17 protein-coding genes are annotated in these 12271 nt (G+C 63.4%); 16 read left to right on the forward strand and 1 reads right to left on the reverse strand.

Translation table 11 applies throughout. The features are described 5' to 3' along the window. Positions 1–200: 200 nt before the first annotated feature. From QAT43_RS00995 to QAT43_RS01010, 4 genes are all read left to right on the forward strand, one after another. Positions 201–761, forward strand: coding sequence for a YkgJ family cysteine cluster protein (locus QAT43_RS00995; protein WP_305041158.1), 561 nt, complete (start codon positions 201–203; stop codon positions 759–761). 140 nt (positions 762–901) lie between these two features. Then, the gene (locus QAT43_RS01000; RefSeq protein WP_305041159.1) at positions 902–1282 is read left to right on the forward strand and encodes a DUF948 domain-containing protein; all 381 of its coding nucleotides are present in this window, start codon (positions 902–904) and stop codon (positions 1280–1282) included. A gap of 4 nt (positions 1283–1286) precedes the next feature. Then, on the forward strand, positions 1287–1604 hold the full coding sequence (locus tag QAT43_RS01005; RefSeq protein ID WP_305041160.1) for a YtxH domain-containing protein: 318 nt from the start codon (positions 1287–1289) through the stop codon (positions 1602–1604). Between the two features lie 78 nt (positions 1605–1682). Further along, entirely contained in the window at positions 1683–3068 is a 1386-nt protein-coding gene (locus tag QAT43_RS01010; RefSeq protein ID WP_305041161.1) for a YihY/virulence factor BrkB family protein, read from the forward strand. Here the strand turns inward: QAT43_RS01010 and QAT43_RS01015 are convergent. Next, a complete protein-coding gene (locus QAT43_RS01015; RefSeq protein ID WP_305041162.1) occupies positions 3055–3768 on the reverse strand; it encodes a UDP-2,3-diacylglucosamine diphosphatase in 714 nt (237 codons plus the stop codon). The genes QAT43_RS01010 and QAT43_RS01015 overlap by 14 nt on opposite strands. A 162-nt stretch (positions 3769–3930) precedes the next feature. Here QAT43_RS01015 and QAT43_RS01020 point away from each other — a divergent pair, with 162 nt between their 5' ends. The 12 genes from QAT43_RS01020 (at position 3931) to QAT43_RS01075 (ending at position 12256) form a co-directional block, all read left to right on the forward strand. Continuing rightward, positions 3931–4335, forward strand: a complete 405-nt coding sequence (locus QAT43_RS01020; RefSeq protein WP_305041163.1) for a CoA-binding protein — start codon at positions 3931–3933, stop codon at positions 4333–4335. Positions 4336–4419: 84 nt separating this feature from the next. After that, positions 4420–5013: a superoxide dismutase gene (locus QAT43_RS01025; RefSeq protein ID WP_305041164.1), complete on the forward strand. Its 594-nt coding sequence runs from the start codon at positions 4420–4422 to the stop codon at positions 5011–5013. Positions 5014–5165: 152 nt separating this feature from the next. Further along, positions 5166–5618 carry a nucleoside recognition domain-containing protein gene (locus QAT43_RS01030; RefSeq protein WP_305041165.1) on the forward strand — a complete coding sequence of 151 codons (453 nt, stop codon included), beginning with the start codon at positions 5166–5168 and terminating at the stop codon, positions 5616–5618. After that, complete coding sequence (locus QAT43_RS01035; RefSeq protein ID WP_305041166.1) at positions 5615–6061, forward strand: nucleoside recognition domain-containing protein; 447 nt, start codon at positions 5615–5617, stop codon at positions 6059–6061. The genes QAT43_RS01030 and QAT43_RS01035 overlap by 4 nt, the downstream gene beginning before the upstream one ends. Before the next feature lie 3 nt (positions 6062–6064). Beyond that, positions 6065–6307: a hypothetical protein gene (locus QAT43_RS01040; protein WP_305041167.1), complete on the forward strand. Its 243-nt coding sequence runs from the start codon at positions 6065–6067 to the stop codon at positions 6305–6307. Positions 6308–6397: 90 nt separating this feature from the next. Then, positions 6398–7672: a tetratricopeptide repeat protein gene (locus QAT43_RS01045; RefSeq protein ID WP_305041168.1), complete on the forward strand. Its 1275-nt coding sequence runs from the start codon at positions 6398–6400 to the stop codon at positions 7670–7672. Between the two features lie 10 nt (positions 7673–7682). Continuing rightward, the gene (locus QAT43_RS01050; protein ID WP_305041169.1) at positions 7683–8150 is read left to right on the forward strand and encodes a TIGR00725 family protein; all 468 of its coding nucleotides are present in this window, start codon (positions 7683–7685) and stop codon (positions 8148–8150) included. 38 nt (positions 8151–8188) lie between these two features. Further along, positions 8189–9250, forward strand: a complete 1062-nt coding sequence (locus QAT43_RS01055; protein ID WP_305041170.1) for a DHH family phosphoesterase — start codon at positions 8189–8191, stop codon at positions 9248–9250. 93 nt (positions 9251–9343) lie between these two features. Continuing rightward, entirely contained in the window at positions 9344–10417 is a 1074-nt protein-coding gene (locus QAT43_RS01060) for an N-acetylmuramoyl-L-alanine amidase (RefSeq protein WP_305041171.1), read from the forward strand. Beyond that, positions 10417–11148: a ribonuclease PH gene (gene rph, locus QAT43_RS01065; protein ID WP_305041172.1), complete on the forward strand. Its 732-nt coding sequence runs from the start codon at positions 10417–10419 to the stop codon at positions 11146–11148. The genes QAT43_RS01060 and rph overlap by 1 nt, the downstream gene beginning before the upstream one ends. A 5-nt stretch (positions 11149–11153) precedes the next feature. Next, a complete protein-coding gene (locus QAT43_RS01070) occupies positions 11154–11777 on the forward strand; it encodes an XTP/dITP diphosphatase (RefSeq protein ID WP_305041173.1) in 624 nt (207 codons plus the stop codon). A gap of 173 nt (positions 11778–11950) precedes the next feature. Then, complete coding sequence (locus tag QAT43_RS01075) at positions 11951–12256, forward strand: hypothetical protein (protein WP_305041174.1); 306 nt, start codon at positions 11951–11953, stop codon at positions 12254–12256. The last annotated feature ends 15 nt before the right edge of the window (positions 12257–12271 follow it).

Here is a 12271-nt window from a genome sequence, read left to right on the forward strand (position 1 = left end):
GCGATTTTTCCCGCGCCTTTTTCAATTTCCATGGTCCCGTCTCTCCCCTGGTCGGTTGACGATGTAGGCTGTCGATGCTGCCCTTTCATACTCCTGGAACTAGGGCTTGTCAATGGACCTTGTGGGGGTTGAGCCCGGAACGCGTTCCGTGGTAAATGACGGGTCGGACGGGACGATCCGGCATATGGAGGGGGCACGTCATGGAGCGGGAAGCGGAGATGCCGAAGGCGGCGCTGGTCAGTCTGCGCAATTATCAGGAACTGCGCGCCAAGGTCGATGAATTCTGTGGGCGCATCGAGGCTGAATTCCGCGAACAGCTGGCCTGCCGCAAGGGCTGTTCCGATTGCTGCCGTCACCTCTCCCTGTTCTGGGTCGAGGCCGTTGCCCTGGCCCTGGCCCTCGAACAACTGCCCGAAAGCGAGGCCGAGAGGATTCGCGCCGCGGCGCGTTCGGCGACGCCCGAGGGTCCCTGCCCCTTGCTCGCCGAGGGCGCCTGCCTGCTCTACGCGGCGCGCCCGCTGATCTGCCGCACCCACGGCCTGCCGGTGCTCAACGACGCCGAGGGTGGCGCGGTCGTCGATTTCTGCGCGCTGAACTTTCGTGGCCTGAGCTCCCTGCCGGCGCGGGCCCTGATCAACCTGACCCTGCTCAATACCACCCTGGCCGGCATCAATCATCTGTTTGTCTCCGAAGTTTTTCACGGCAATCCCCCTGAAAAAGAGCGCCTGAGCATCGCCGAGGCCTTGCTGCTCGACCTCTGAGGACGGTTCATCCTTTCCCTTTTTTCGCGCACCGCTTTTCCCCCAAAGCATTGCAAACCCGCCGGGCTGTGCTCTAATTGATGGAAATCAGTGCCGGGTTCGCCTTTCGAACCCTGCCATTGTCCGTCGGGAGGGCGTGCATGCCGTTGGAAGTTTTTACCCTGGTCATGATGATCCTGGTGCTCATCGTTGTTATTTTTCTCATTCCGCTGTTGCTGCAGTTGCGCGGCACGGTGCAGCGCATTGATGATCTGGTGCGCGACGTCCAGCATGACCTGGTGCCCATGATCAAGGAGTTGCGCGAGGCCTCCGAGCATGTCAAGCGCACCACCCAGGCGGCGGAAAAGGGCAGTGAGCTGCTGGCCGCCCTGGGTGAGGCGGGGGGCGCCGTCAACCAGTTTTCCCATTACCTCAAGCATGATGTCGGCCGCATGGCCGGGAACCTGGCGGGTTTTTGGGCCGGTTTTCGGGCCGCGGGCAAAACCCTGGCGCGATACGCCGAAAACAAGGAAAGGAGCTGATCTCATGAACGGAGAATGTCGGAGCAGCGGGTTTGCCGGAATTTTGCTGGCCTTTATCGCCGGCGCCGCGGTGGGTGGCGGCATCGCTCTGCTGGCCGCGCCGCGCTCGGGGCAGGATACGCGCGATCGCCTGACCAACCTGGCGGATGAAACCCGCGAGAAGCTGCACGAAATGGCCGAGGAGGCCGAATCCCACGTGCGCGAGGTGATCGAGGAAGGGCGTCAGGCGCTGCTGGAAAAGCGTGACCTGATCAAGGCGGCGGTGGACGCCGGCAAGCAGGCCATGGAGGCCGAGCGCGACAAGCATGCCAAGGCGACCTGAGAGCCGGGTCGTCGAAGCGAACCCGCGGTCTCGGGACCGTGGGTTTTTTTTCGGGTGAAGCGGGAAGGGCAGGTTTCGGTGTCTGGACTCAAGGAGAAAATCGAGCGGGTCGTCAGTCTCTTTCGGCCCGAGGTGGAGGTTTCCCCGAGCGCGGGCTACAAGGGGTTTTTCCTGAAAAAGGGGCGCATCGCCTCGCTGGTGTTGCATGATTTCGCGGCCGACGGCTGCCTGTTGCGCGCCTCGGCCCTGACTTTCACCTCGCTGTTGGCCATCGTGCCGCTGCTCGCCCTGATGTTCGCCCTGCTCAAGGGGCTGGGCGTGCAGAATCAGCTCGAACCCCTCATCCTGGAGAGTCTGGCGATGGGGTCGGAGCCGGTGGTCAATGAAATCCTGCAGTACATCGAGAACACCAATGTCGGGCGCCTGGGCCTGGTGGGGCTGCTGACCCTGTTTTTCACCGTGCTGGCCATGCTCTCCAACATCGAAAAAAGCTTTAACGCCGTGTGGGGCGTGGCGGAAACCCGTTCCATCTACCGGCGCTTCGCCGATTATTTTTCCGTGGTGATGATCGGTCCGGTGTTTATTTTCGCGGCCATCTCCATGACCAGCACCCTGCAGAGCAATGCGGTGGTGCATGCCTTGCAGGAAAAGGCCCTGGTCGGCGACCTGATTTTGTTTTTGTTCAAGATCCTGCCCTTCGTCGGTATGTGGATCGCCTTCACGGCCCTCTACATCTTCATGCCCAACAGCCGGGTCAGCGTGCGCGCCGCCCTGATCGGCGGCATCTTCGGCGGCACCCTCTGGCAGCTGGCGCAGTGGGGGTACGTCCATTTTCAGGTCGGGGTGTCCAAGTACAACGCCATCTACGGCACCATGGCGGCCCTGCCCATCTTCATGATGTGGATTTATCTCAGCTGGGTGATCGTGTTGCTGGGGTTGGAGCTGACCTACGCGGTTCAGCATCTGCGCCGGGTCAGCCAGGAGGTGCGGGTTCCCGAGGTAAATTACGCCAGCCGCGAAATGCTCTGCCTGGGGGTGCTGCTGGTGCTGGCCGAGGCTTTTTATCGCGGCGGGCGGCCGCGCACCCTGGAGGATCTTTCCGGTGAATTGCAGCTGCCGCCGCGTCTGGCGCGCAGCATTCTGGATCAGTTGGTGCGCCTGGGCACCCTGAGCGAGGTGCGTAGCGACGAGGAGTCCGACTATGCCTACCAGCCCGGACGCGCCCTGGAGACCCTGGGCGTGCACGATTTTCTCGAAAAAATCCGCTGGGACGGGGTGGATGTGCGCGGCGCCCGGCAGGGTCGGGTGCGCGAGTTGGTGCGGGACATCGATCAGCGTCTGGTGCAGGCCCGGCGCGAGGCCCTGGCCGGCATGAGCCTGCATGAACTGGCCATGCGGATGGTGGCCGAGGAGCAGGACCCGCGCGCCGGCGAGAAAGGCCCCCGCCCGGTCAGTAGGTCTTGAGTTCGAACCGGCCGTTTTCGTAAAGCAGGTAGGAGTACTGGTCGATCCAGTCGCCGAGGCCGATGATCTGGCCTGCGTTGAGATCCAGTTGGAAAGCCTGATGGAAATGGCCGGTGACGACGAGTTCGCAGCCGGCGGCGAACTGCTTGCGGGCAAAGGCCGTGATCTGGGCCTGGGGCAGGCGCCTGACGGCCTTGGGGTCCTGACCCTTCTGGCTCTGGCGGCTGGCCCAGCGGGAAATGGCCCAGGTCAGATCCCCTGGGGCCAGGGCGATCATGCCTTGCAGCAGGCGGCTGCGCAAAAAGCGGCGCAGCAGGCGGTAGCCGCGGTCCGACCCGTTGATCAGGTCGCCATGGGTCAGGTGGACGCGCTTTCCGTCGATGCTGACCTCGCCCCCGTCGGGCAGCACCCGGCAGCCGAGGAGGTCGCGAAAATAGGGACCGAGATGGAAGTCGTGATTGCCCTCGACATAGACGATTTGACTGCCGGCGGCGCGGAGTTCGCCCAGGGCGTTGAGCAACGGCACGTAGGGGGTGAACACTAGGTGCCGGTAACCGACCCAGAATTCAAACAGATCGCCCAGGATGTATAGGGTGCGCAGCTGCCCGCGCTGCTCGCCGAGAAAGGCCAGCAGGCGCCGGTAGTTGGCATCCGCGGGGGAGAGCAGATGAGCGTCGGCGAGGAAAATGTCGCGATTCATGGGGCGCATTTAACCATTGGCCCGGCGCCCAAGTCAATAACCGAGAACGCAACCGAGAAGAGCCCGCACCAATGATGACCGTCGCGGTTGCGAAATCACGACCATCGGTTATTATCTTTCGCTGATGGCTTTGTTCGGCCAACTTTTTTTCAAGGATCTGCCATGAACATTCGAGACAAAATCGACCAGTTTCTTGCCGCCGAGGCGTTTGGCGTGGTGGGCGCCTCATCCAAGCCCTACAAATACGGCAACAAGGTGCTGCGCTGCTATCTGCAAAACGGGCGGCGGGCCGTGCCCGTCAATCCCGCTGAAGCGCGCATCGAGGGCCTGGATTGCGTGGCGCGGGTCAGCGAGTTGCCCCCCGAGGTGAAAAGCATTTCGGTCATCACCCCGCCGCAGGTGACGGACAAGGTGGTGGAGGAGGCCATCGCCCGCGGCATCCGCAACATCTGGATGCAGCCCGGCGCCGAGAGCCCGACGGCCGTGGCCCTGGCGGAAAAAGCCGGGCTCAATGTCATCGCCGACGGCAGCTGCGTGCTGGTGGTGCTCGGCTACCACGATCATTGATGTCCCTGAAACTATCCGCGGCGCGAAGCTTGCCTGGCCATCGCCGCGCCTTTTCAACCCAAATCCGTCAAGGAGGAAATTCCCATGAGTCTGGTTCTGCCTGATCTGCCCTTCGCCCCCAACGCCCTGGAGCCTCACATCAGCGCCCGCACCCTCGAGTTTCATCACGGCAAGCATCACAAGGCCTATGTCGACAACGGCAATAAGCTGCTCGAAAGCAGCGACCTCAAGGGCCTGTCCATGGAAGAAATCATGAAGAAGACCGCCGGCGATGCAACCAAGGCCGGCATCTTCAACAACGTGGCCCAGGTGTGGAACCACAGCTTTTACTGGAAATGCATCAAGCCGGGCGGCGGCGGGCAGCCCACGGGCAAGATCGCCGAGAAGATCCAGTCTGATTTCGGCGGCTTCGACAAGTTCGTCGAGGAGTTCAAGAACGCCGGCGCCACGCAGTTCGGCAGCGGCTGGGCCTGGCTGGTGCTCGACGGCGCCAAGCTCAAGGTAACCAAGACCCTCAACGCCGAAAATCCCCTCACCCAGGGGATGAAACCGCTGCTGACCATGGACGTGTGGGAGCACGCCTATTATCTGGATTACCAGAACCGTCGCCCCGACTACATGGCCACCTTCATCGACAAGTTGATCAACTGGGATTTCGTCAACGCCAATCTCGGCTGAGCACGCCTTGGCGCAAGCAGCCCCGGGCCCCCTGGAACCGCTCGTCGTTTCAGGGGGCCTTGCTGTTTTCTCGGTGGTGGACAAGCGTCGGTGTCGCGGTTATCATGCCCCGACGGACAACACTGCCAGGCCCGCATTCACCGACAGCTTTTATGACCGAAAGCGCCATCCCCGATATTCCCACCCGCCTGCGCGATGGCCTGCGCGGCGGTCTGCAGACCAGCCTCAAGCTGGTCAAATGGGTGGTGCCCCTGTATCTGGTCGTGGATCTGCTCAAGCACACTCCGGTGCTGGAGCGCATGGGGGCGCTGTTCGCGCCGCTGATGGGGCTCTTCGGGTTGCCCGGCGAAGCCGCCTTTGCCTTTGTCGCGGCCTTTCTGCTCAATCTCTACGCCGCCATCGCCATCCTGGTGCCCTTGGAACTGACCCCCTGGCAGGTCACCCAATGCGGGCTGATGATGGGCCTGGCGCACAATCTCGTGGTGGAAGGCGGCGTGCTGGGCAGCACCGGGGCGCGCGGCGGCCTGCTGACCCTCTACCGGGTGCTGATCGCCGGGGCTTGCGGTCTGGCCATGGCGGGACTGCACCGGCTGTTCGCGTCATGACGGCGCTTTTTTTCGAGAGTCTCTGGGGGGCGTGCCTGCTCGGTGTGAAGCTGACCGCCATCGTCGTGCCCCTGGTGGTGGCTTTCGAGTTGCTGCGCTACCTGCCGTTTTTTCGCCGGGTGGGCGAGGGTATCGATCCCCTGATGCGCGGCATGGGGCTGTCGCGCAACGCCGCGGTGCCCCTGTTCACGGGCATTTTTCTCGGCATTGCCTATGGCGCCGGGATCATCATCCGCGTGGCGCGGGAGAAAAACCTCTCACGACGCGAGGTGTTCCTGGTTGGCCTGTTTCTCGCCACCTGCCATGCGGTCATCGAGGATACCTTGATTTTTGTGGTGATCGGCGGCGACCTTTGGATCATGCTCGGTGTGCGTCTGCTGGTGGCGGTGGTCCTGACGGCGCTGCTGGCGCGGCTTTGGCGCCCTGAACCGGCGGCGGGCTAGGCCATGCGACTGTTGCAGATTCTCTGCGGCTGGCTGCTGCTGACCCTGGGCCTGTATGTGTTCATTCTCGGCTGGCGGGATTATCATGGTGAAGGAGCGCGGATGTCGCGCCTGATGGGCGAGCGGCTGGGCATCTCGCGGCCCTTCTGGAGTCAGGCGGGGGTGCCGAAAATGGCCGGCGGCTCCACCGGCGTGGTGGTCGGTGCGGTGCTGATGCTGGGCGGGTTGACGCCCCCGCGTCGCTGAGCACGCCGCGCTGGTCGCCTCCTTGCCCTTTGGTATAGTTTGAGTTGATTGAATCGCCCCGGCTAGGCCGGCGGCGTCCTTGGAGTAGTTATGGAAGAAGATTACGACGATCTGGACGATTATTACTTTGACGGCGAAGAAGAGGACGATCGTCTCGAGTTGGCACAGATGGCCCTGGATCGGGGCGAGAGTGAAACCGCCCTCGATCTCGTGGAGGAATATCTGGAGGACCACCCCTTTGACGTGGAGGCGCTGAATATCTGCGCCGTGGCGGCCACCAACCTGGAGGATGAGATCAAGGCCCTGGCCCTCTACCAGAAGGCGTTGCGTCTCGACCCCAAGAACGGCGCCATCCACCACAACTATGGCGTACTGCTCGATCGTTTGGGGCGCCGCGCCGAAGCCCAGGTGCATCTGCGCAAGGCCTTGGAATACCAGCCGGATTTTCCCGAGGCCTATGTTAATCTGGGCAACGTGTTGGATGAACTCGGCGAGACCGCCGAGGCTCTGGCCATGTACGACGAGGCCCTCAAACGTCGTCCGGACTCGGCCGATGCCTATTTCAACAAGGGTCATGCTCTTAATCGCCTGGGCCATTACGCCGAAGCCCTCGCTTGCTTCACCGAGGCACTGCGCATGGAGCCCCATGAACCCACCTGCCTCAACGGCGCCGGATACGCCCTCTCCGGCCTGGGCCGCGACGAGGAGGCGCTGGTTTATTACGGCCGGGCCATCGCGCGAGATCGCGCCAATCCCCACTATTTCTTCAATCGCGGCCTTTCCTTCCTGCGCCTGGGTCGCTTCGCCGAGGCCCTGTCCGACTTCGACGAGGTTCTGGCCCTGGAGGAGGACTTCTTCGATGCCCTGGTGGAGAAAGCCAACGTGCTTGCCGAACTCGAACGTTTCGACGAGGCGCGCGCGGTATTGGCCGAGGCCGAGCGGCGTGAACCGACCAGCCCCGAGCCGCCCTTTTACCTGGCCTTGGTTTACGAGCGCGAGGGCCGTCACGAAGAGGCCCTGCAGGCCTTGGAGGAGAGCCTGGCGCGCGATCCGGATTCCATCCACACCCTGAACAACAAGGGCAGCGTGCTCATGGACCTGGGGCGTCTCGACGAGGCGCTGGAGTGCTTCGAGGCGATTCTGGAGCGCACCGACGTCTATCCGCTGGCCTATTACAACCGCGCCTGCATCTTCGCTCTGCAAGGCCGGACCGCCGACGCGGTGCGCGCCCTGAGCGAGGCCTCGCGCTTCGAACCGCATTTTTTGCAGGATGCCGCCGAGGATCCGGATTTCGAGGGCATTCGCCATCGCCCGTCTTTCCAGAAACTGCTGCGCCGGCAGTCTTCCGTCGCGTCGTCTTCCTAGGGGATCTGCCTTGGCTGCGCGACTGATCATCGGGGTGATCGGGGCGGGACAGGCTTCCAACCAGGGGCGGGCCTGGGCCTACGAGGTTGGGCAACTGCTGGCGGCGCGGGGCGCGGTTCTGGTGTGCGGCGGCCTGGGCGGCGTGATGGAGGAAGCCTGTCGCGGGTGCAGCGACGGCGGCGGGTTGACCCTGGGCATCCTGCCCGGCGCCGATCCCCGGGCAGCCAATCCCTGGGTGAATTTGCCGGTGGTGACCGACATGGGCCATGCGCGCAATGTGATCATTGCCCAGACCGCCCGCGCGCTGATTGCCGTGGAGGGGGAATACGGCACACTTTCGGAAATCGCCGTGGCCCTCAAGCTCGGTCGCCCGGTCATTGCCCTGGGAAAATGGTCGCAGATTCCCGGCGTGCTTACCGCCGGTTCGCCCCAAGAGGCCGTGGATCTGGCCTTGCAACGCCTCGCGGCCGCCGATTGAGGAGCGGCCGCCCCATCCCGAGGAGATCATCCTTTGTCATGCCTTTGGACCTGAAGCATTCGCGGCGCTTTACCGACGGTTTTCTTGATTGGGTGCACGGCAAGGGCCGGGTTCTGATCCTGGCCCATGACAACCCCGATCCAGATTCATTGGCGTCCGCCACCGCCCTCCGTCATCTCATCCAGGTCAAGACGGGGCGCGAGCCGACGGTCGCCTTCGGCGGCATCATCGGGCGCGGCGAGAACCGGCAGATGGTCAAGGAACTCGATATCAAGGCCGTTCCCCTGCACAGCCTGGATCTCAACCAGTTCAACGTGGTGTGCATGGTCGACACCCAGCCGGGCACCGGCAACAACTCCTGGCCCCTCGACCGGCCGGTGCACCTGATCGTCGATCATCACCCGGTGCGGGAAACCTGCAACGCCTGTCGCTGGGTGGATATCCGCGAGGACTACGGCGCCTCTGCCACCATCCTCTACGAATACCTGCTGGCGCAGAAGGTGACCATCGGCACCAAACTGGCGACCATTCTGTTCTACGCCATCAAATCCGAAACCCAGGATCTGGGCCGCGAATGGTGCAAGGCCGACCGCGAGGCCTATCTGCAACTGCTGCCCCTGGTCAACAATCACATCCTTTTCAATATCACCCAGTCCAAGGTTCCCCTGGAATACTTTCGCTCCTTCAGCAAGGCCATCGGCAACGCCGTCATCGCCGACGGTGTGCTGGTCTTTAATCTCTTCGACATTCACAATCCGGAAATTGTCGCGGAAATGGCGGACTTTCTTATGCGCGCCGAGGGGATCGACGTGGTGCTGGGTATGGGCTGTTTCAAGGGCGATGCCGTGCTGTCCTTCCGCACGCTCTCCCATCTGATCAATGCCGGCGAGACGATGCAGGACGTGGTGGAGGGACTCGGTACCGCGGGCGGTCACGGCATGATCGCCGGCGGGCAGGTTCCAGGCCTTGCTCCCGGCCGTCAGGCACAGCTCGATCTGGCGGAGACGCTCACCCAGCGCTTGCTGCAGCGCCTGGGGCGTTGCGGCGCGCGCCGCCAGGCGCTGTTGCCCGAGGATCACGAGAGCCGGCCCCTGGGCTGAGACGGGCGGTGTCCGGTCGATTTGGCGCGGATAAAATTGACACTCTCGGCGGGGCTGGGTTATAAGATTTGGCTTCGACGGAGGAAGTCAGGAATGATGCGCCCATGGCTGGTCCCTGTAATTTTGCTGCTGCTGGCCCTGCCCGCGGCGGCCGCCGTTGAGATCGCCCCGGAAGGCACGCGGCCGGCGGTCGTCAATGAAGTATATTGGCAAGACGGGACCCATTTCATCGCCATTGACGATATCCTTTCGCCCTTCGGCATCAGCGGTCGCTGGGACTCGGTCCGTCACACCTACAGTTTCACCACGCCCCGCGGTACCGCGATTTTGTCGCCGGGCAGCCAGTTCGTCAAGGTCGGCGGGCGCTTCCTGCCCCTCGGCCAGCGCCCGCGGTTCATCGACAACCGCTTGCGGGTTCCTGAGGATTTCATCACCCGCCTGCTGCCCGATCTGCTCAGCACTTCCGTCTATTACCGCAATCTGGCGCCGCGCGCGGCTTTGCCCGTCGACGAGGCGACCACCCTAGACAGCCTCTTTGCCCTACTTTTGCAAAAAGAGCAGCCCCAGGGTGGGACCGGCTTGCGGGCCGTGGCCCTCGATCCCGGCCACGGCGGTCTGGACAACGGCAGCATGGCCGCCGACGGCACCCGGGAAAAGGATGTGGCCCTGCAGGTGGCGCGGCACCTTGAGCGCGTCCTCAAGATGCGCCTCGGCATTCCCGTCTACCTGAGTCGTGACGAGGACTATGCCCTCAATGCCCAACAGCGCCTGGAGCCGGCCGCGCGTCCCGAGGTCGACGCCATGATTTCCCTGCACGCCCAGGCGTCCTTGCGCGCCGAACCGCGCGGCATCGCCCTGATCGTGCGGCCGCGCGAGGAATACGATGGCCTGGTCATCGAGGCCGCCCAGGGCAACAGCCTCAAATTGGCCCGGCATCTGGGCCGCAGTCTTGAACAGGCCGGATTTCCCGTCGCCGGAATCTATCTGGCGCCCCTGCTGCCCCTGGGGCGGGGGAATCTGCCGACGGTTTTGGTGGAGATGGGTTATTTGTCCAATCCCGAGGATCATGCCCGCCTGACCGATGGCGCCGGCCAGGAAGCCCTGGCCCAGGCGCTGTTCGCCGGGCTCAACAACTTTGCCGAAGAGCAGAAGGAAAGGATGCGTTGATGAGTTCAGGTTTCAATCGCCCCGACGGGCGGCAAGCCAGCCGGCTGCGCCCGGTGACCTTCGAGCGGCGCTTCACGCGCTACGCCGAGGGTTCGGTGCTGGTTTCCTTTGGCGACACGCGCGTGCTGTGCAACGCCAGCGTGGAGGAGAACGTGCCTTCCTTCATGCGCGGTGAAGGACGCGGCTGGGTGACGGCGGAATACAGCATGCTGCCCCGCGCCACCCAGACCCGCAGCCCGCGCGAGGCCACGCGCGGCAAGGTCGGCGGGCGCACTCACGAAATCCAGCGCCTCATCGGCCGCTCCCTGCGCGCGGTCGTCGACCTGGCCGCCTTCGGCGAGCGTACCATCCAGATCGATTGCGACGTGCTGCAGGCCGACGGCGGCACCCGCACGGCGTCCATCACCGGCGCCTATGTCGCCCTGGTCGACGCGGTCAGCGGTTTGCTCGACCGCGGTCTGATCGCCCGTTCGCCCCTGCGCGAAGGGGTGGCGGCGGTCAGTGTCGGTCTGGTGGAAGGTCAGCCGCTGCTGGATCTCAACTATGAGGAAGATTTCCGCGCCGCCGTCGACATGAATTTTGTCATCACCAGTTCCGGACGTTTCGTGGAGGTGCAAGGTACTGCCGAGGAACACCCCTTTACTCTTCAGGAACTCGACGCCCTGCGCGACCTTGCCCTCGGCGGCTGCCGGGAACTGGATCGTCTGCAGCGCCAGGCCCTGGGACTCTAGAGCCCATGGAGCTGGTGATCGCCACCCGCAACGCCGGCAAGCTGCGTGAAATCCGTCATCTGCTGGCGGATGTCGGCATTGAGGTTCTCGGGATGGACAGCTTTTCCGCGCTGCCGGAGGTCGTGGAGGACGGGGAAACCTTTGCCGCCAATGCCGAGAAGAAGGCGCGCACCATCGCTGCATTGACGGGGCGGCCGGTGCTCGCGGATGACTCGGGGCTCGAGGTCGAGGCCCTGGATGGCGCGCCGGGGGTCTATTCGGCGCGCTTCGCCGGACCAGGTGCAGGCGACGAGGACAACAACCGCAAACTTCTCGCTACGCTGGCCGATATCCCGAAATCTCGTCGCCAGGCGGCGTTTCGCTGCGTGATGGCCTACTGTTTGCCGAGCGGCGACTGTCGTCTGTTCGAGGGGCGGTTGGCCGGACTTATTCTCGACGCTCCCCGGGGCGATGGCGGCTTCGGGTACGATCCCCTGTTTCTGGTTCCGGACCATGAAAAGACCCTGGCCGAACTGCCCCTGGAGGTCAAAAATCGCATCAGTCACCGCGGACAGGCCTTGCGCGAGGTCATCGCCTGGTTGCGGGATACCTCGGCGTCACGAGGACCGGCCTCTGGAACGCAGCTGTGACCGGTTCGACGGAAGGGCGGCAAAATAACGGTTGAAGTCTTTAAAATTTGTGGAATAATTGCAACGAATCCAAAAACCCGGCGACGGGTTTGCCTTTTTACAGGCGGTCAGTCAGCGACATGGTGTCCGGCTGACGATGTAAGTGCAACAGCTCAAATCAGGAGGAATACGTCATGAAAAAAGTTGGAGTGGCATTGGTTGCCGGTGCGTTTCTTATGGGTCTCGCGGGTTGCTCCGCGTCCTTGACCGCCGAGGATCAAAACATGCTGCGCCAAGCCCTGTCGGCGTCCCAGGAAGCCAAGGCGTCCAGCCAGCAGGCGTCTGAGGCGGCCGCGCGTGCCGAAGCGGCCGCGAACCGCGCCGAGAGCGCTGCCAGCAGCGCTGAAAATTCGGCTCGGGCGGCAGCCAACAGCGCGGCCCAGGCCGAAACCGCCGCGCAGAAGGCCACCAAGGCCTTCGAGATGACTCTGAAGAAGTAAAACAAACAAAAAAGC

Source organism: Geoalkalibacter sp. (genome assembly GCF_030604225.1).
In the GTDB taxonomy this organism is placed as follows: domain Bacteria; phylum Desulfobacterota; class Desulfuromonadia; order Desulfuromonadales; family Geoalkalibacteraceae; genus Geoalkalibacter.